This window comes from Ruegeria sp., assembly GCF_965221235.1.
GTDB lineage: Bacteria > Pseudomonadota > Alphaproteobacteria > Rhodobacterales > Rhodobacteraceae > Ruegeria.
In genome coordinates this window covers 355,213-374,649 of record NZ_CBDCRS010000003.1, presented here as the reverse complement: position 1 = coordinate 374,649, position 19,437 = coordinate 355,213, and the positions used below count along the sequence as shown (strand labels likewise).

At 59.2% G+C, this 19,437-nt stretch carries 16 protein-coding genes and 1 pseudogene; 6 read left to right on the top strand and 11 right to left on the bottom strand.

What is annotated here, in order from left to right:
• Positions 1-26: 26 nt before the first annotated feature.
• Both ACOQOY_RS02150 and ACOQOY_RS02145 read right to left on the bottom strand, forming a co-directional pair.
• A complete protein-coding gene (locus ACOQOY_RS02150) occupies positions 27-680 on the bottom strand; it encodes a DUF938 domain-containing protein (protein WP_420583843.1) in 654 nt (217 codons plus the stop codon).
• Positions 677-1,749 (bottom strand): annotated as a pseudogene (locus ACOQOY_RS02145) (NAD(P)/FAD-dependent oxidoreductase). Before ACOQOY_RS02145 ends, ACOQOY_RS02150 begins: the two are co-directional and overlap by 4 nt.
• Before the next feature lie 141 nt (positions 1,750-1,890).
• On the opposite strand from ACOQOY_RS02145, the gene ACOQOY_RS02140 reads away from it, so the two are divergent.
• From ACOQOY_RS02140 to ACOQOY_RS02130, 3 genes are read left to right on the top strand one after another with little or no spacing between them, the layout of a single operon-like run.
• Complete coding sequence (locus ACOQOY_RS02140; protein ID WP_420583842.1) at positions 1,891-2,295, top strand: hypothetical protein; 405 nt, start codon at positions 1,891-1,893, stop codon at positions 2,293-2,295.
• Positions 2,296-2,298: 3 nt separating this feature from the next.
• Entirely contained in the window at positions 2,299-3,531 is a 1,233-nt protein-coding gene (locus ACOQOY_RS02135) for an HlyD family secretion protein (RefSeq protein ID WP_420583841.1), read from the top strand.
• Positions 3,532-3,565: 34 nt separating this feature from the next.
• Complete coding sequence (locus tag ACOQOY_RS02130) at positions 3,566-4,216, top strand: hypothetical protein (protein WP_420583840.1); 651 nt, start codon at positions 3,566-3,568, stop codon at positions 4,214-4,216.
• An 81-nt stretch (positions 4,217-4,297) separates the two neighbouring features.
• Here the strand turns inward: ACOQOY_RS02130 and ACOQOY_RS02125 are convergent, their stop codons facing one another.
• The 8 genes from ACOQOY_RS02125 to xdhA all read right to left on the bottom strand — a co-directional run bounded on the left by ACOQOY_RS02125 (position 4,298) and on the right by xdhA (position 13,974).
• On the bottom strand, positions 4,298-5,371 hold the full coding sequence (locus ACOQOY_RS02125; protein ID WP_420583839.1) for a BMP family ABC transporter substrate-binding protein: 1,074 nt from the start codon (positions 5,369-5,371) through the stop codon (positions 4,298-4,300).
• 31 nt (positions 5,372-5,402) lie between these two features.
• Complete coding sequence (locus ACOQOY_RS02120) at positions 5,403-6,323, bottom strand: ABC transporter permease (protein WP_420583838.1); 921 nt, start codon at positions 6,321-6,323, stop codon at positions 5,403-5,405.
• On the bottom strand, positions 6,323-6,619 hold the full coding sequence (locus ACOQOY_RS02115; RefSeq protein WP_420583837.1) for a hypothetical protein: 297 nt from the start codon (positions 6,617-6,619) through the stop codon (positions 6,323-6,325). The genes ACOQOY_RS02120 and ACOQOY_RS02115 overlap by 1 nt, the downstream gene beginning before the upstream one ends.
• Complete coding sequence (locus tag ACOQOY_RS02110; RefSeq protein WP_420583836.1) at positions 6,619-7,701, bottom strand: ABC transporter permease; 1,083 nt, start codon at positions 7,699-7,701, stop codon at positions 6,619-6,621. The genes ACOQOY_RS02115 and ACOQOY_RS02110 overlap by 1 nt, the downstream gene beginning before the upstream one ends.
• A 63-nt stretch (positions 7,702-7,764) precedes the next feature.
• Complete coding sequence (locus ACOQOY_RS02105) at positions 7,765-9,282, bottom strand: ABC transporter ATP-binding protein (RefSeq protein WP_420583835.1); 1,518 nt, start codon at positions 9,280-9,282, stop codon at positions 7,765-7,767.
• Positions 9,279-10,217, bottom strand: a complete 939-nt coding sequence (gene xdhC / locus ACOQOY_RS02100; protein WP_420583834.1) for a xanthine dehydrogenase accessory protein XdhC — start codon at positions 10,215-10,217, stop codon at positions 9,279-9,281. Before xdhC ends, ACOQOY_RS02105 begins: the two co-directional genes overlap by 4 nt.
• Positions 10,217-12,619: a xanthine dehydrogenase molybdopterin binding subunit gene (xdhB, locus tag ACOQOY_RS02095; RefSeq protein ID WP_420583833.1), complete on the bottom strand. Its 2,403-nt coding sequence runs from the start codon at positions 12,617-12,619 to the stop codon at positions 10,217-10,219. Before xdhB ends, xdhC begins: the two co-directional genes overlap by 1 nt.
• Complete coding sequence (xdhA, locus tag ACOQOY_RS02090) at positions 12,616-13,974, bottom strand: xanthine dehydrogenase small subunit (RefSeq protein WP_420583832.1); 1,359 nt, start codon at positions 13,972-13,974, stop codon at positions 12,616-12,618. Before xdhA ends, xdhB begins: the two co-directional genes overlap by 4 nt.
• 344 nt (positions 13,975-14,318) lie before the next feature.
• Here xdhA and dnaE point away from each other — a divergent pair, with 344 nt between their 5' ends.
• The 3 genes from dnaE to ACOQOY_RS02075 all read left to right on the top strand — a co-directional run bounded on the left by dnaE (position 14,319) and on the right by ACOQOY_RS02075 (position 18,499).
• A complete protein-coding gene (dnaE, locus tag ACOQOY_RS02085; RefSeq protein WP_420583831.1) occupies positions 14,319-17,819 on the top strand; it encodes a DNA polymerase III subunit alpha in 3,501 nt (1,166 codons plus the stop codon).
• Between the two features lie 84 nt (positions 17,820-17,903).
• Complete coding sequence (locus tag ACOQOY_RS02080; RefSeq protein ID WP_420583830.1) at positions 17,904-18,125, top strand: YMGG-like glycine zipper-containing protein; 222 nt, start codon at positions 17,904-17,906, stop codon at positions 18,123-18,125.
• An 11-nt stretch (positions 18,126-18,136) separates the two neighbouring features.
• On the top strand, positions 18,137-18,499 hold the full coding sequence (locus ACOQOY_RS02075) for a hypothetical protein (protein ID WP_420583829.1): 363 nt from the start codon (positions 18,137-18,139) through the stop codon (positions 18,497-18,499).
• A 50-nt stretch (positions 18,500-18,549) separates the two neighbouring features.
• Here ACOQOY_RS02075 and ACOQOY_RS02070 read toward each other — a convergent pair whose 3' ends face one another.
• Positions 18,550-19,308, bottom strand: coding sequence for an SDR family NAD(P)-dependent oxidoreductase (locus ACOQOY_RS02070; protein ID WP_420583828.1), 759 nt, complete (start codon positions 19,306-19,308; stop codon positions 18,550-18,552).
• Between the last annotated feature and the right edge of the window lie 129 nt (positions 19,309-19,437).

Sequence of the window (19,437 nt, the reverse complement as noted above, 5' to 3'; positions counted from 1 at the left end):
GCGGTGCGCTGGTGCCGCCTGTTTTACTATTTGGCTGGCTTTTCCGCGATAAAGGCCAGATTGTTTGCGGGCATCTCGACAATCTCGACGACGGTTAAGTTTTGGGCGCGCATCAATGCAGCGATGTCATCGTCGTTCTTATATCCGATCTCAGGGTCCTGCTGTACGAGCGCGTCGTGGAACTTCTGATCCCCGTCACTTGTCAGTGTCCCGGATCTTTTGAATGGGCCGTACAGAACAAAACGTCCTCCGGGTGCAAGCGCCTGTGCGACTTCAGATATTATGATCTGAGTTTCCGGCCAGCTGATCAGGTGGATCAGGTTGATCAGGATAATCATGTTCTGACCGAGGTAGTCCTTGTGCCAGTCCCGCACCGTCGCATCCAACGGATCGGCTTCAGCCACGTTGTGCAGATCGGCGGCATAGGCGTTGATACTTGCGCGCCGCTCGGCTTCGATCTCGGTCGGTTGCCAGTGAAGGTCGGGCAGAGATTGGGCAAAAGCACACACATGTTGGCCGGTGCCGCTGGCGATCTCCAGTGCCTTGCCTGAACTCGGGGCCCAGCGTGCAAGCAAATCACACAAAACTTCGGCGTTGCGGGACGCGGCGGGGGCGACAAGCCGTCCGTCCTGACCTTTAGTGGCAACGCTGGCGTTCGACGGGAGAGTTCGTTTGCTCATCTGCGCAACCTTTCAGGGCTGAGGGCGGCTATGGTTTCTGAGTCCAGTTCAGATGTCGCGCCAATGGTCAGATCCGCAACAAGTTGCGATGCCGCGGGAGAGGTCTGGAAACCGTACCCGCCTTGACCGGCGGACCAGATGAAGGATGGATCGGCGGGGTCGGGCCCCAGAACCAGCGTGCCGTCAGGTGCAAAGCTGCGCAACCCGGCCCAGTTGGCCTCGACCCGTGTGACGGGTTCGGTGACCATCTCTTCGTATCGGGCCAGACCTTCGGCCAGCACCATGTCATCGGCAAAGGCGTCCTGCGGGGGGACAGGGTCAGCTTCGGACGGCGAAACCAGCAGCTTGCCAGCATCGGGTTTGGCGTACCAACTGTCGCCTGCCCCCAGCATCATGGGCCAGCCGGTCACGTCATGCCCGTCGGGGGCGGGCAAGCGCGCCATTGACCGGCGTTTTGGGGTGATCCCGATTGGAGCCATTCCGGCCAGAACTGCAACCTCATCAACCCATGGACCGGCGGCGTTGATCAGCGCGCGAGCCTCATAGGTCTCGCCTGCTTCGACGATCCAATGCTTGTCCTTTCGAATGGCAGTGACACGGGATTTGGTCAGAACCGCGCCGCCATTGCCGCGAACAATGCGGCGAAATCCTGCATCAAGCGGTCCGTGTCGATGTCGAAAGCGGCGTTGCTGACCGCTGTAAACCCAACTGTGTCCGGGTTCAGGATCGGCACACGGGTCATCGCCTCGGCCGGAGGGAGGATCTGCATGTTCAGATCACGGGCATCTTCTTCAAAGTCCTGCGGTCGGTTTTTGTGTCCGATCAACAGCAATGAGCGGGGTGTCAGATAGCCCCCATACTGGTTTTGCAGAAACGACGCGCTGGCCTTGTTCAACGCGACAACCGATGGTGGGCCATAGCTTTCCTCGAACAACGCGGCGGATCGGCCGGAGGCGTGATAACCCAGCCCATCCTCGGCCTCGAGCACGGTCACATGCCCGTGAGCCGACAGACGCGCTGCGGCGCTTAGCCCTGCGATGCCACCGCCAATGACAAGGAAATCAATCATTTGTACTCCTTGAGGCTCTGTGCACAGGTCAGTGAACGCCCTTGTGGCACAGATGCCCGAACTTTGTTCGCAACTTTAAGCAGGCTTGAATTTACGCATCAACCCATCCAAACAAGAGGTAGACAATTACAGGAGGGCAGGGTGAGTACAGCAGATCTACACCCGATGGCCACGGGGCATATTCCGCATTACGTGACACAGGCGGATGGCAGTGACTTTCTTTTGACATTTATGTTTGTTTTTACCGTTCTGGTGATCATTCTGATCGGTGTCGGGTATTTCACTCTGCATTCGATCCCCGAAAAAATCGCGCATGAATCCAACCATCCTCAGTTCCAGTTGGTCGGTATTCTGGCCCTGCTGGCGCTGTTTACTCATAACGGTTTGTTCTGGATTGCCGCCATTCTGGTCGCCGGGTTCCAGTTCCCGGATGTGGCAGCGCCCCTTAGGGCGATTGCCGATGCCATCCGATCTTTGGGAAACTCTGCGCAGGATGCTCCCGCCCCGACCCCGCCCACCGAGCCCACCGCGCAGCAGGAGCAGTAATAGATGCTTGAGACTTTGATGTGCGCGCTGGTGACCGTGCTGCCGGACTATCTGTTTCGCCGTTACGTTCAAGGCAAACGGATCGGGCATGAGATCACGCTGTTCACCATGTGGTACGAACTGCGCTGGGGCCTGACCACCTGTGCCATTCTGGCACTTACCGTGATCACCACGCTGTTCTACTTTCATCCGGCCAGCAAAACTGCGGCCTCGTATTTCCGCACCGTGACTATCCTGCCGCAACTGGGTGGGCGCGTGTCCGAGATTTATGTCCGCAACAACGAATTGGTGACAGCAGGGCAGCCGATCTTCCGGATTGAGGACTTTACCCAGACCGCCATGGTCGAAGCAGCGCATGCCGAGATCGCGCAGGTTCAGGCGTCGTTGCGGGTGGCCCAAACCGATCTGGCCGAGGCCGAGGCTGGCATCGCAGGCGCGAAGGCTGCGCTGGATCAATCGCTGGAGGACCTTGAGCGCAACACTACTCTGCGCGACGAAGGCTCCAGCGCCGTGCGTCTGGCCGAGATTGATCGGCTGGAAAACCTCGTCGCCGAACGTGAGGCGCAACTGCGCGCCGCCGAGTCCCAGCGTGCCGCCGTTGTGCAGCAGATCGAGGAGCTGATCCCCGCCCAACTGGCCAGCGCGAATGCACAACTGGACGCCGCGCTGACCGAGCTGGACAAGACCGTCATTAGTGCCGGTGTCACGGGCCGTGTTGAACAATTCGGCTTGCAGGTCGGCGACTATGTCAGCCCTCTGCTGCGTCCGGCTGGCATTCTGGTGCCTTCAAGCTCGGGTCACAACCGGTTCCAGGCCGCGTTCAACCAGATGTCGGCGCAGGTCATCAAACCCGGCATGATCGGAGAGCTGGGTTGCATGACCAAGCCGTTTACCGTGATCCCGATGGTCGTGGTCGAGGTGCAGGATGTCATCCCATCCGGCCAGATCCGTCCCTCGGACGAGCTGCGGGATGTGCAGGCCAACAAGGTGCCGGGTTCAATTCTGGTCTACATGGAGCCTCTGTATAAAAACATGGCGGACGACATCCCTCCGGGCAGCAACTGTCTGGCCAATGTCTACACCGACAACCACGAGCGGCTGGAACATGAGGATCTGGGTTTTTGGCACAGCACCGCGTTGCACGTGATCGACACGATTGGGGTCGTCCATGCCGCGGGTCTGCGTCTGCGTCTGATCCTGATGCCGGTAAATACGCTGGTGTTGACCGGGCATTGATGGGATTGGCACGCAAATGAATGGCGACTGCTAGATGTTTTGGTCTCGTCCTGTCGTCTCTGACGATTTGCGTGGATGGATTTTGGAGTGTTTTGACTGGTTCGATGAGGTTTTCGAACCGCCAGAACACCCAATCCTTCCAACGCGTGCGTTCTTTTCCGCGCCCGGCGGTACGGGCGAAGAAACCGCCAAGGCCGTACTTGAGGATGTCAAACGTCATCTGGCGTTTGATTATCCCGTCGAGATTGTTCCACTGGATGTGATCCCGGCCGAGCATCGCCATAGCTATCAGGCGCTGGATACAGTGGCGGGGACCCATCAGATTATAGATGGTGTGTCCCTCATTCGCTACGATCCTGAAAAGGTGAACCGACCCGTAGAGTTCATCAGTTTAATCGCGCATGAGCTGATGCACGCGCGGCTTGCCGGGTTGGAGCATGAAGTTCCCGGCGGTTATGAGGCGCACGAGCTTGCGACCGATCTTGGCTGCATCATTGCAGGCTTCGGCGTGTTTCAGTTGCAAGGTGCCGATGATGTCGGGTGGTCGGGTTACATGACCCAGCCCTCTCGTGCTTTTGCTTTGGCCGTTTTTCTCAGCCGACGTGGTCTTGGGCCTGATACCGTCGCGCAGCATTTGTCGCCGCGCTGCAATCGGCTGCTGCGTCGCGCGTTCAAGGACGTCTAGCACCTTCGTTGGTGCGCAGGAACGCAACAAAAAAGGCCCGCGATCATCGCGGGCCTTTCTGTATCTTGCACTAGAGACAGCTTACTGCGGAATGTCGCCTTCCAGCCCTTCGACATAGAAGTTCATGCCAGCCAGCGTGCCGTCATCAGCGGTTTCACCGTCGGCCAGCCAGTCGCTGCCATCCTGCTTTTTCAGAGGTCCGGTGAAGGGGTGGTATTCACCCGCAGCCATGGCGGCCTTCAGGGCCAGAGCCTCTTCCTTGACGTCCGCAGGGACTGCATCTGAAATCTCGCCAATTGCAACCATGCCTTCGCGGATACCATCCCAGGTGTTCGCGGATTCCCATGTTCCGTCCATAACGGCCTGCGTGCGCGCGATGTAGTAGGGCGCCCAGTCATCGATGATCGACGATACGCGCGGGAACGGAGCGTACTCGCTCATGTCCGAAGCTTGGCCAAAAGTCACAACATTGCCTGCCTCTTGTGCGGCTGCCTGTGGGGCGGTCGAGTCGGTGTGTTGCAGGATCACGTCCGCGCCCTGTTCGATCAGAACGGTGGCGGCGTCAGCCTCTTTCGCCGGATCGAACCACGTGTAGGCCCAGACGATCTTAAATTCGACATCCGGGTTCACTTTCTTGGCGTGGACATAGGCCGAGTTGATGCCCCGGATCACTTCGGGGATCGGGTAGGACCCGATATAGCCGATGATGTTCGATTTGGTCATGTTGCCCGCGATATGGCCCTGGACGGCGCGACCTTCGTAGAAACGGGCCGAATAGACCGAGACGTTGTCGGCGGTCTTATAGCCGGTCGCGTGCTCGAACTTCACATCCGGGAATTTCTTGGCGACGTTGATGGTCGGGTCCATGTAGCCGAACGAGGTGGTAAAGATCAGATCGGCCCCTTCCAGCGCCATCTGAGTCATCACGCGCTCGGCGTCCGGGCCTTCGGGAACCGATTCAACGAACACGGTTTCGACCTTGTCACCAAAGTGCTCTTCGACCGCCAGACGGCCCTTGTTGTGCTCGTAAGTCCAGCCTCCGTCGCCCACCGGGCCGACATAGACGAAACCGACCTTGGTCTTGTCTTCGGCCATGGCTCCCGAGGCCAGACCCAGCGCCATGGCGGCGCTTGCCAGAAGTGTAGTGAATTTCATGTGTTACTCCCCAAGTTGGTTCAGTTGGCCCCTAGTGCGAGGCATGGAAGGTCCGGCCCAGTGAGGCAGGTGCGCTGCTCTTGTCGGCCGAAAGGATCACAAGCACAAGGATCGTGATGATGTAGGGCGACATTGCCAGATACTCGACAGGGATGGCAACGCCCGCTGCCTGCAAATTAAGCTGCAACACGGTGATGCCGCCGAACAAATAGGCACCCAGTAAGGCCCGCCACGGCTTCCAGCTGGCAAACACCACCAAGGCCAGAGCGATCCAGCCGACACCGGCGGTCATGCCTTCGGTCCACTGCGGGACGCGGATCAGGCTGATGTAGGCTCCACCCAAGCCCGCACAGGCACCACCGAACAGGATCGCCATGATGCGGATTTTGATGACCTTGTAGCCAAGTGCGTGCGCGGCATCGTGGTTTTCCCCAACCGCGCGCAGGATCAGACCGACGCGGGTGTATCTCAGTGTGGCCCAGACTGCGGCAGTCAATGCAATCCCGACATAGAGGATCGGATCATGCTGGAACAGGATCGGGCCGATCACCGGAATATCGCTGATCACCGGGATGTGGATGTCGGCCATATCGGGTGGTTTCACACCCACATAGCTTTGCCCCATCAGCGCGCTGAAACCGAGGCCAAACAGGGTTAGTGCCAATCCGCTGGCAACTTGATTGGCCAGCGCCACCTGTGTCAGCAGCACGAACAGCAAGGACAGCACCGCGCCCCCAATTGCAGCTGCGACAAAACCCAACCAGGGTGAGCCGGTCTCGACCGAGATGGCAAAGCCGCTGATTGCGCCGACGATCATCATGCCCTCGACGCCGAGGTTCAGAACGCCTGCTTTCTCGACGACCAGCTCTCCGATCGCGGCCAAAAGCAGGGGGGTTGCGGCCACCATCAGCGAGGCGACCAGAAGTACGGGGTTGATTTCACCAAGGTCCATTACACGCTCCCCAAAACCTGGATGCCAAAAATTGATCCCACGATTGCACCGATCCATGCACCGCAAAGCCCGGCCACGGCGCCGGCTCGCTTTTCGGATGGGCTAAAGATCAGGATGAAAGCCAGCCCTCCGAACGGTGCGCCGATAATCAAGAGAAAAAGTGCCAAACCTGCCCATCCAAACGTTGCTGGATTTAGCAGTGTTGGAATGGCGGCCAGAGGTGTGACAGACAGAACTGTTAGAACTACAAACGCAACTACAGCCGATAGCGCCAGTTTTCTGAGTGCAGGATGCATCACGCCACCTCGCTACGGGCCGCACGGATGCGGTAATTGGTCAGAAGATCGAAAGCCAGCAGGAAGAACAGAAGCATCCCCTGGAACACCTGAATGGCAGCGGCAGGCAGACCCAGTTGAGACTGCGCGATCTCACCACCAATATAAGTCAGCGCCATCAGCCCACCGGCTAGCAGGATACCCACTGGATGCAGGCGACCCAGAAAGGCCACAATGATCGCGGTAAAGCCATAGCCGACGTTAAAGTCGATGCTAACCACACCCGAAGGTCCGGAAACCTCGAACATCCCCGCGAGCCCCGCCAGCGCACCGGACATACCCAGACAGAACAAGATCAATCGGGCCGGATTCACACCGGCGAACTTGGCCGCACGGGGGGCCTCGCCCGTCAGGCGGATGTGAAAGCCCAGCATGTGCCGGTTCAGCAGGACATAGGCAAAGATCACTGCGATCAGGGCGGTCACGACACCCCAGTGCATCCCCGATCCGGCGATCAGCTCGGCGTTATGCGCGCTGTCATAGGATTGCAGGTTACGCGAGCCGGGAAAGCCGAACCCTTCGGGGTTCTTCAGCAGCCCCAGCGACACCGAGGCCAGCATCTGCTCGGCCACATAGACCAGCATCAGCGACACGAGGATTTCGTTGGTGCCAAAACGCACTTTCAGAAAGGCCGGGATCATCGCCCAGAGCCAGCCGCCAAACGCGCCCGCAATCACCATGATTGGAAAGATATAGAACGCGTCCAGCGGGTAGAAGGCCAGACCAGCACCCGCACCAAAGATGGCGCCCATGATGTACTGCCCCTCGGCCCCGATGTTCCAGATACCGGCTCGAAAGCCCAGCGAAAGGCCGATTGCGATCAACACCAAAGGCGCGCCCTTCACCAGCAGTTGCGGGCGATAATAGAACGCGAACTCACCGAACAATGGCTCCCAAAAGATGGTGCCAATGGCCTCGACCGGGTTCTTGCCCAGAATGGCGAACAAAATCCCGCCAAACACCATTGTCGCCAGCACTGCGACCAGAGGCGTCGCGTAGGACCACGCTTTGGACGGCTGAGGCCGTTTCTCCAACACAATCATCTGCTCACACCCCCAAGTTCTTCTTCTCGTTGAAAATACGGCCGCCGGAGGCGGTTCCACTGATCACACATGCGCCACCTCCATGCCATGGGCACCGCCCATCATCAGGCCGATCTCATCGACCGTAAGGCCCGTGGTCGTGCGTGGTGCGCTCAGCCGTCCTTCGTTCAGGGCTGCGAAGCTGTCCGAGATTTCCATCAACTCGTCCAGGTCCTGGCTGATGCAGATGACCGCCGTTCCTTTTGCGGCCAAATCCAGAATGGCCTGTCGGATCGACGCTGCTGCCGCAGCGTCCACACCCCAGGTCGGTTGGTTCACCACCAGCACATCCGGGTTCTGCAATACTTCTCGACCGATCACGAATTTCTGTAGGTTGCCACCCGACAGCGACCGCGCGGCATTCTCCGGCCCCGGGGTACGAACGTCGAATGCGCTGATGATCTTTTCAGCGAAACTTTTAGTCTCGGACCATTTCAGGAAGCCTTTGTTCTCAAGCCCTTCCCGAACTGACCCGGTCAGCAATGCGTTCTCGGTCAGGCTCATATCTGGCGCCGCCGCATGACCCAGACGCTCCTCTGGAGCAGTCAAAACACCCAATTTGCGGCGCGCTGTTGGGCCGAGTTTGCCAATTGGCTGGCCGTTGAATTTGATCGCATCGGCAGTGGTCGTGATTTCACCGGACAGAACGCCAAGCAGCTCGTCTTGCCCATTCCCGGCGACGCCACCGATCCCCAGAACCTCGCCTTTGCGGACCGTCATATGAACATTCTTCAGCGCCGTCCCGAATTCAGATGGCGAAGGTACCGACAACCCGCTGACATCCAGCGCGACCTCGCCGAACTCACGGCCCGACCGTTCCGGTGTCTGCAGGGTCGAGCCCACCATCATCTCCGCCATGTCACGAGCCGAGGTCTCGGCAGGTACACACTCGCCCACGTTCTTGCCCAGACGCAGGATCGTGGCGTGGTCACACAGCGTGCGGATTTCTTCCAGCTTGTGTGAGATATAGAGGATCGAGGTGCCCTCGGAGCGCAATTTGTTCAGCGTCTCGAACAGGATTTCCACCTCTTGCGGAGTCAGAACCGAGGTCGGCTCGTCCATGATCAAAAGCTTGGGGTCTTGCAGCAAACAACGGATGATCTCGACCCGCTGGCGCTCACCGGCAGACAGATCGCCAACGGTCCGGTACGGGTCCAGAGGCAAGCCATAGGTTTCGGACACTTCCCGAATACGCGAGGCCAGATCGCCCATCGGGGGCGGGTTCTCCATCCCTAGCGCGATGTTCTCGGCCACGTTTAGCGCGTCAAACAGCGAGAAGTGCTGGAACACCATCGCAATACCATCAGCGCGTGCGGCACGCGGCTCGGGCGGCGCAAAGGACTGGCCGCGCAGCAGCATGGTGCCGCTGTCAGGCTTCACCAGCCCATAGATCATCTTCACCAGCGTGGATTTACCCGCGCCGTTTTCGCCCAGCAGGGCGTGAACTTCGCCTTCACCGATGTCAAAGGACACCTGATCATTGGCCACGACGCCGGGATAGGCTTTGGTCAGCCCTTGCAAGCTTAAAAGTGGAGTGGTCACGCGCTCAGGTCCTTCTTCAACTCATTCTTCCGGGCGGCCGGGCGCAGTAGCTGCGCGGCGACGCCAACGGCGATCATCTGCGGGTGTTTGCCCAAGCCGGGATCACCGATGGGACAGGTAATCCGGCTGATCCGCTCGGGCGAATGCCCAAGGGCCGCCAGCCGCGACCGGAATCGCGCCCATTTCGTAGCCGAGCCGATCAGGCCAGCAAAGCCGAAATCGTGCGAAAGCAGCCGGTTGCACAGTTCTAGGTCCAGATTGTGCGAATAAGTCAGCACAAGGTGCTCGGCATTGGGCGGAGCATGGCGCACCAGCTCGGCCAGCTTGGCGGCTGGAACTGTGGTGACACTTGCTGGAACCGAGGCCGGGAAGCGCTCGGGCCCGGTGTCGACCCATGTGATCGCGATGTCGGGCAGGGGGGACAGAACGTCCACCAGTGCCCGTCCGACATGGCCCGCGCCCCAGATCCAAAGGTTCCGGGTGGGTTTATGCACTGGCTCGACCATCCAGCCGTCGATCAGTTGTGGTTCGGGTGCTTGGCCCTGACCGCGCGCCGCCGCCAGCAGGCGTTTGACCGACAGAGGCATTTCGCCTTCTGAGGCAGATCGTGCGATGATCGTGTCGTCGAGCTCTTCAACTGCGTTAAGGTCAAAGACCTCGCTGAACAGCGAAACCGCACCTCCGCAACATTGGCCCATATCAGGTCCAAGCGCGTGGTGAGTCAGGCGGGATTGGGCGGTTTGCTTCCGCGCGGCCTCTGCCGCCTGAAATTCCAGAGTGCCGCCACCTATTGTGCCGCTTTGCCCGTCCTCCCAAACCAGCATTGCGGCGCCAACTTCGCGCGGGGATGACCCCTTGATCGCAGCGACGACAACCCGGGTGACTTTCCCGTGGGTTTTGACCGCCTCCCTCAAAGCCTCCAAGTCAAATCCCATCAGATGCCTCCCTTCATCCTTTGGACGCCGTGCCAGACTTCCTCGGCCGTGGCCGGAGCATTCAGCGCGGGGTAGATGTCGCCACAGGCCGCAACCGCGTTCGACAAGGCGAGCCACGCCGATATGCCCAGCATGAACGGCGGTTCGCCCACCGCCTTAGAGCGATAAATCGTATCCTCGCGGTTCTCGCCATCCCAAAGCGCGACGTTGAAAATGTCCGGCCGGTCCGAGCAGGCGGGAATCTTGTAGGTCGAGGGCGCGTGTGTGCGCAGGTTGCCCTTGCCATCCCAGACCAGTTCCTCGGTTGTCAGCCAGCCCGCGCCCTGCACATAGCCGCCTTCGACCTGACCGATATCCAGCGCCGGGTTCAGCGATGCGCCTGCGTCATGCAGGATATCCGTGCGCAGAATGCGGTTCTCGCCCGTCAGGGTGTCCACGGCGACCTCGGTGACCGAAGCGCCATAGGCAAAGTAAAAGAATGGGCGGCCTCGACCGGCGATCCGGTCCCATTCGATCTTGGGCGTTTTGTAAAACCCGGTCGCCGACAGGCTGATGCGACCCTGATAAGCCAGCGCGGCAGCCTCAGAGAAGGTGTAGCGTTCTTCGCCAACCGACACGTGACCGTCTGAGAAGGTAACCGTTGAAGGATCAGCCTGATGACGCTCTGCCAGATAGTTGGCCATCCGATCCCGGATCGTGTCGCAGGCGGCTTTCACGGCCATCCCGTTCAGGTCACTACCTGACGACGCCGCCGTTGCCGAGGTGTTCGGCACTTTGGCGGTATCTGTGGCGGTGATCTTCACCATCTCCAGCGGAATGCCAAAGCGCGACGCGGCGACCTGCGCGACCTTCTGGAACAGGCCCTGTCCCATCTCGGTGCCGCCATGGTTCAGGTGGACCGAGCCGTCCTGATACACATGCACCAGCGCGCCGGCCTGATTGAGGTGAGTCAAGGTGAAGGAAATCCCGAACTTGACCGGAGAAAACGCGATGCCCTTCTTGATCACGCTGTTTTCGGCGTTCCACTTTTCGATGGCGGCCTTGCGCGCCGCATAGTCGCTGGATTTCAGCAAAGCCTCGGTCATGCCGTGCAGCTCGAAATCACTGACCTCCATGCCGTAGGGTGTGGTGTTGCCGCCCGCGGGCAGGGAGCGGACTGGGGCATCCCCCATCTCAACCGCGCCGCGGCTGGTCAGGTCTTCATGCGGGTCGGGATGGCCAAGTGGTTTCTCTGTTGGATCAACATCTGCAACTTTGTGCGCGGGTTCATAATAGTTCCGACGACGCAGTTCGACCGGATCCAACCCGAGTTCATGGGCCGCGTGGTCCATGACCCGTTCGATCCCAACCATGCCCTGAGGGCCGCCGAACCCGCGATAGGCAGTGGCGGATTGGGTGTTGGTCTTTAGCCGGTGACTCTCGATCCGGGCGTTTGGCAGCAGATAGGCGTTGTCGGAATGCAGCATTGCGCGGTCGGCTACGGGCAAGGACAGGTCCTGCGCCCAGCCGCAGATCGCGTGGTGAAGGAACGACACGCCTTGTATATGGCCGTTCTCATCGAATCCAGCCCTGTAGGAAATCCGAAACGCGTGGCGCTTGCCGGTGATGATCATGTCATCGTCGCGGTCATAGCGCATCTTGCAGGCCTTACCGGTCGCACGCGCTGCCACGGCGCAGGCAACGGCCAGAGCATTGCCCTGACTTTCCTTGCCGCCAAAGCCTCCACCCATCCGGCGGGTTTCGACGCGCACTGCGTGCATTGGAACACCTAATGCGTCCGCCACTTTGTGCTGGATTTCGGTCGGGTGCTGGGTCGAGCTGTGAACCAGCATATCCGCACCTTCATTTGGCACCGCCAAAGCGGCTTGACCTTCTAGGTAGAAATGCTCCTGCCCACCGAGTTCAAAGGAGCCTTCAATGACATGAGCTGCACCCGCAATCGCCGCATCCGCGTCGCCTTTGGCATAGATGCGTGGTCCGTCCTCAAACCGACTGTCAGCGGCCAGAGCCTCTTCGACGGTCAGGATCGGCGTTTCCTCAGCATAGTCGATCTTACCCAGTCGTGCGGCTTTTCTGGCGGCCAGATGGCTGGTGGCGACGACCAGAAACACAGGCTGACCGATGTAGTGAACGGTGCCGTCCGAGAGCAGCGGCTCGTCGTGGATCGAGGGCGAGACGTCGTTGGCAAAAGGCAGATCATCCGCTGTCATCACCATCACGACTCCATCCGCAGCTTTCACGGCTGACAGGTCCATTCCAGTGATCTTGCCCTTAGCAATCGGGCTGAGGCCAAACGCTAGATACAAGGAGCCCTTGGGTGTCGGTATGTCGTCGACGTAGCGTGCCGAACCTGAAACGTGCAAAGGCGCGGCGTCGTGCGGGAGGGGTTTGGTCACGCTCATGCCGACACCTCCAGCACGTTGGTCACTTCGCCCTGATCTTCCAGGAAGTAACGTTCCAGCATCGCTTTGGCCGTTTCCAGACGATAGGTGGCCGAGGCGCGCATGTCCGTGAGTGGTGTGAAATCGTCGGCAAAAGCTGGCAGCGCGCCATGAATGGTGTCGCGCGTCCAGGGTTTGCCGATCAACGCGGCCTCGACATGGGTTGCCCGTTTCGGAATGCCGGCCATGCCGCCAAACGCTATCCGCGCTTGAGTAACAGTGCCGTCCGAGACGGTGATATTGAAGCACCCGCAAACAGCCGAGATATCCTGATCGAACCGTTTGCTGAGCTTGTAAGTCTTCAACCGATCCGGCTGACGCGGGAAACTGACGGCCTCGACAAACTCGCCGGGAGCGCGGTCTTGCTTGCCGTAATCGATAAAGAACTCTTCCAGTTGGATCGACCGGCACGTATCGCCTTTGCGCAGATGCAAAGTGGCATCCAAAGCGATCAGGGCGGGCGGGTTGTCCCCGATGGGCGAGCCATTGGCGATGTTGCCGCCGACGGTTGCGGCATGGCGGACCTGAACGCTGGCGTAGCGACGGATCATTTCGGCGTAGGAGGGATGAAGATCGGCCAGCGCCTCGCCCATCCGGTTCATGTCGACCATTGCGCCAAAGCGGATTTCGTCTTCGGTAATTGTGATCGCTTTGAGGTCTTCGCAGCGGTTCAAAAAAATGACTGGGTCCAGATCGCGCAGTTGCTTTGTGACCCACAGGCCCACATCAGTTGCACCCGCGATTAGCGTGGCATCCGGGTTTTCGGCGTAAACAGCGGCCAGCTCGTCTGACGAGGCAGGCAGAAATGGTTCGGCCTGCGCCGCAACCGGTTGGTCCTTGACCCAAACCGGAACGGGGATTTCCTCGGCGGCCTTCGCGGCTCGGATGATCGGCGCGTAACCCGTGCAGCGGCAGAGATTCCCGGCAAGCTGGGTGTCATGATCGGTGGCACCATTGGCATGGCTGGCCACCATCGACATGACGAAACCGGGCGTGCAGAAGCCGCATTGCGAGCCGTGCAGGTCAACCATCGCTTGCTGCACCGGGTGCGCCTCGCCATTCGGGCCGCTGGCCCCTTCGACGGTGCGAACCGCTTTGCCATGCAGCTGCGGCAGGAACAGGATGCAGGAGTTCAGCGCCTTGTGGCCGCTTTCATCCGTGACCATGACGGTGCAGGCCCCGCAATCGCCCTCGTTGCAGCCTTCCTTGGTGCCGGTCAGGCCGCGATCCTCGCGCAGCCAGTCCAGCAGGGTCGCTGTCGGATCAACATCCGCCAGCTCCACTGTCTCTCCGTTCAGAAGAAACGTGATATTCATTCGAGAAACCCGTCGCCTTACCCGGTTGCGCCCTTGGGTGCCCTCCTTCGATGCGACGTAGAAAGAGTGGCGGGCGGATAGCTTGCCGTCAGATGTTAGAAACAGGGCGGCTTATCTGGCAAGAAAAACTGCCTATATGATGTACCATTACCCCCGTTCGGCGCGATTATGCGGGTTTTCAGTAATGTTCAGTCAATTGAAATTAAAGCCTTTTCTGTCATGGGCTCACCGTCGCCCCCGAAGCACCTTCTGAAAAATCCGAATAATCAGCGCTGATTTTTTAGGCATCCCAAAGCGTCGGTTCGCGCTTTTGTCGCGCTGTTGGCTGCGATAGCGTAGCGGGTATGAGCAGTACTCCTCGATTCATTCACCTCCGCGTTCACACCGAATATTCTCTGCTGGAAGGCGCCGTGCGGCTGAAGAAGCTGCCCGGTCTCTGTGAGAAGATGGAGATGCCCGCCGTTGCGGTAACGGACACCAATTCGATGTTCTCGGCGCTGGAATTCTCCGTCACTGCCAGCGGGGCGGGGGTGCAGCCGATCATGGGCTGTCAGGTCGATCTGACCTATGTGCAAGCGCAGCCGGGTGAGAAACCCAAAGCACCCGCGCCGCTGGTGCTGCTGGCGCAGTCCGAGGTGGGGTATGAGAACCTGATGAAGCTCAGCTCTTGCCTTTACGTGGACAAGGGTGGGCAGCTGCCGCAGGTCACGTTGGAGGAACTAGCGGAACGATCGGACGGTTTGATATGCCTGACGGGTGGACCAGATGGTCCTGTTGGGATGCTGCTGCAGCAGGGCCAGCGCCCAGCGGCTGAGGCTTTGGTTGATCGGTTAGCCGGGATGTTCCCGGATCGTTTGTATATCGAACTTCAGCGCCATCCGGGCGAAGACGGACAGCCAGAGGCCGAGCGCCTGACCGAGCGTGGCCATGTCGAGATGGCTTACGCCAAGAACCTGCCTCTGGTTGCCACCAACGACGTCTACTTCCCGACCTCTGATATGTATGAGGCGCACGATGCGCTGATCTGTATCGCCGAAGGAGCTTATGTCGATCAGCAGGAAGGTCGCCGCCGTCTGACCGCGCAACACTACTTCAAATCGCAGCAAGAGATGGTGACGCTGTTCGCCGATCTGCCCGAGGCGATCGAAAACACAGTTGAAATCGCGCGTCGTTGCGCCTTCATGGCTTATCGTCGCGATCCGATCCTGCCGAAATTCGCGGATGACGAGGTGGCTGAACTACGCCGCATCGCCAATGAAGGCTTGCAGAAACGTCTGGCTGTGATCCCGCATGCGGTGAGCGCGGAAGAATATCAGGAACGGCTAGATTTCGAGCTGGACATCATCGAAGGCATGGGCTTCCCCGGCTATTTCCTGATCGTTGCCGACTTTATCCAATGGGCCAAGGACGAGGATATCCCGGTCGGGCCGGGGCGGGGCTCGGGCGCGGGCTCGCTAGTGGCGTATGCGCTGACGATCACCGACCTTGACCCACTGCGCTATTCACTGCTGTTCGAACGGTTCCTGAATCCGGAACGGGTTTCCATGCCGGACTTCGACATCGACTTCTGCATGGATCGCCGCGAAGAGGTGATCCGCTACGTTCAGCAGAAATACGGGCGCGACAAGGTGGGGCAGATCATCACCTTCGGTGCGTTGCTGTCGAAGGCCGCAGTGCGCGACATCGGGCGGGTGCTGCAAATGCCATACGGGCAGGTCGACCGCTTGTCCAAGATGATCCCGGTCGAGGGCGTCAAACCGGTTTCCATCGAAAAGGCGCTGAAAGATGAGCCGCGCTTGCGGGAGGAGGCTCGGAACGAAGAGGTTGTGGACCGCCTTCTAACTTACGGCCAACAGGTTGAAGGGCTTTTGCGGAATGCTTCGACCCACGCGGCTGGCGTGGTGATCGGGGATCGGCCTCTGGACGCGCTGGTGCCTCTGTATCAGGACCCGCGGTCCGACATGCCTGCGACCCAGTTCAACATGAAATGGGTGGAGCAGGCCGGGCTGGTAAAGTTCGACTTTCTGGGTCTGAAAACCCTGACCGTGATTCAGAATGCGATGGATCTGATCTTCAAATCCGGGCGTCCTTTACATATCGCCGCCGACGGCACGGAACTTTATGAACCCGCCGAAGGGGCCGAGAACCAGATCAACGCGATCCCGCTGGATGACGAGGCGACGTATAAGCTCTATTCGGCGGCCAAGACTGTTGCGGTGTTCCAGGTGGAATCCTCGGGCATGATGGATGCGCTCAAGCGGATGAAACCCACCTGTATCGAGGATATCGTGGCCCTCGTGGCGCTCTATCGTCCCGGTCCGATGGAGAACATCCCGACCTATTGCGAGGTCAAGAACGGCCTGCGCGAGATCACGTCGGTGCACCCGTTGATCGATCATATCCTTGAGGAAACCCAAGGCATCATCGTTTATCAGGAACAGGTGATGCAGATCGCCCAGGTGATGGCCGGGTATTCGCTTGGCGGAGCTGACCTGTTGCGCCGCGCGATGGGTAAAAAGATCAAAGAGGCGATGGATGCCGAGCGCCCCAAGTTCGAAAAGGGCGCGGGCGAGAATGGCGTGGATGCCAAGAAAGCCTCCGAGGTGTTCGACCTTCTGGAGAAATTTGCCAACTACGGCTTCAACAAATCCCACGCCGCGGCCTATGCGGTGGTCAGCTATCAGACCGGCTGGCTGAAGGCGAACCACCCGGTCGAGTTCATGGCGGGTGTCATGAACTGCGATATCCATCTGACTGACAAGCTGGCCGTATACTTCGAAGAAGTCCGAAAGGGGCTGGAACTGCCTTACGTGCCGCCCTGCGTGAACCGGTCTCAGTCCACGTTTGATGTTGTGGATCAGCATTTGGTCTATGCGCTGGGCGCGTTGAAGAATGTTGGCGTTGAGGCGATGAATCTTGTGGTCGAAGGACGTGGCGAAAAACCCTTCGTCAATCTGTTCGACTTCGCCCGCCGGGTTGATTTGAAAAAGGTCGGCAAGCGACCGCTTGAGATGCTGGCGCGGGCCGGGGCGTTTGATGAGCTGGACAAAAACCGACGCCGTGTGTTCGAAAGCCTTGATCCGCTGGTGCAGTATTCGGCGGCGATCCATGAACAGAAGAATTCGAACCAGGTCTCGTTGTTTGGCGAGGCTGGCGATGACCTGCCCGAACCGCGCCTCTCGCCCACGCCCGATTGGTTGCCTGCCGAACGGCTCAGCGAGGAATTCAAGGCTATTGGCTTCTACTTGTCCGGCCACCCCTTGGACGACTACATGCCTGCGCTGAAACGCAAGCAAGTGCTGACTTTGGACGAAGTGACGGAAAAAGCCCGTTCCGGCCCGTTGATCGCCAAAATGGCCGGTGTTGTGGCTGGGCGGCAGGAACGAAAATCAGCACGCGGCAACCGGTTCGCCTTCGCGCAGCTGTCGGACCCGTCGGGCGCCTACGAGGTCACGTTGTTCTCGGACACGTTGGAGAAATGCCGGGAATTTCTTGAAACCGGCGCGCAGGTTGTCCTGACCGCCGAGGCCACGATGGAGGCCGATCAGCTGAAGCTTCTGGGTCGATCCGTCGGACCGGTTGATTCCGTAGTAGCCGAAGCGGGCGCGACTGGCTTGCGCATTTTTGTGGACGAGGCGCAGGCCGTGCCGACGGTGGCCAAAGTTTTGGAGGACGCCGCCGATGCGGCCAAAAACGCGTCTCGCGGACCGATTCAGCTTTTGCTTATGGCGCCCGGTCTGCCCGGTGAGGTCGAGATGGACCTTGGACAGAGCTTCCCGATCAACCCGCAAATCAAAGGCGCGATCAAATCGCTGGAAGGCGTGTTGTCGGTCGAAGAAATTTGAGCACTCAACCGTTTGTTGCCAGACAGTCAGTGCCCGTCTAGGCTGCTGTCAGAACAGATTTTTCAGTCATGGGAGGGTTCTCATATGGCGATTGCTCGAAAAACTTTTGGTTCTGTCGCACTTGCGGCGATTGCGTCGGTGGCGTTGGCCACGGGCGGTCTGGCGGACGACAAGGACGACAAGAAGAAAAAGCAAACGATTGAAGGTGCATTGATCGGCGCGGGCGTCGGTGCGTTGATCGGCGACGGCAAAGGGGCAGCGATCGGCGGTGTGGCCGGTGCGATTATCGGACATAACTGGAAGTGAATGCGATGCGTATGACCCTAATCAAAACCGCTATTACAGGTCTTTGCGTGTCACTTCCGGGCGTGGCTTTGGCTGATGACGCGGCAGAACAGATGGTCCAGGACGCGCTTCCGGTGATGCACTACACCTGCGCTTCGATTGCTGAAGAAGCCGACGGTAACGAAGCCTTTGTTGTCGAGGTTGTTGGAAAGATGACGGCCCTGTCGCTCTACAATCGTCAGATCAATATCGAAGATCATGCGACCACAGACGAGGAAAAGGCACAGCTGCGTGACGCATTCATAGCGGCTCTGTCAGAGGGTTGCGCAGCGGATAAGGATGCCCTGTTGGGCGGAGTGGTCGACAATGCAGTGAAAACGACACTGGGGCTGTGATCCTCAGTCGTTTGTTTTGCTGACGGGGGTCGCTAGATCGTAGTCTAATTTCACTCACTTGATCGTAGTGCGGGCAAGCCCACGCCGGTGCTTTCGAACCCGCCATCGGACGCGATCACCTGGCCTGTGATGTAACTGGCTTTGTCCGAGCAAAGGAAAAAGATAACCTGTGCTATCTCGTCTTCAGAACCGTAACGGTTCAGCGGGATTGCGTCGTGATAGGCAGCTATGATTTCGGGCGAGTGGACGGCCATCGCAAGTTTGGTCCGGACCGGGCCCGGGCAGACGCAATTGGCACGGATGCCAAATTCCCCAAGTTCAGCGGCTTGTTGTTTGGTCAGGTGGATGACCCCGGCTTTTGAAGTTCCGTATGCTGCGCGAAGTGTACTGGCCCGTAGCCCCGAAATTGAGGCGATGTTGACGATGGAGCCGCGGCTTTCGCGCAGAGCTGGTATAGTTGCCTGCGACACAAGAAATACTCCATCAAGATTGGTCTCCATGACCCGGCGCCATACTGCAAAGTCATGGTCTTCAATTCGCCCGAAGTCCGCGACTCCGGCGTTGTTCACCACCGCGTCAATGCGCCCGAATTCTGCGTCAACGGTCCTGACCATGTCATCGACTTGAATGGGGTCGGATATGTCCGCGACAATCGGCATCGTGCCGTCAAGACCGCTTGCCACCTCGACCAGCGTCTCAGAATCGCGATCAATCATCGCGACGTTCCAACCGCTTTCCAGAAACAGTTTTGTGGTAGCCAGACCGATACCGCGCGCGGCACCCGTGACAAGGGCAAGCTTGTTGGCCATTAATTGCCTCCTGGCTATGAGATATCGCAAGCGAGGTCGCTTTTACCAACAAGGTCGCGTTGGGTAAATCTGGGATTGCCTGCGATTGCGGGGTCAAATTGAGCAATGGAAGTTGCAGCCGTGAATTCG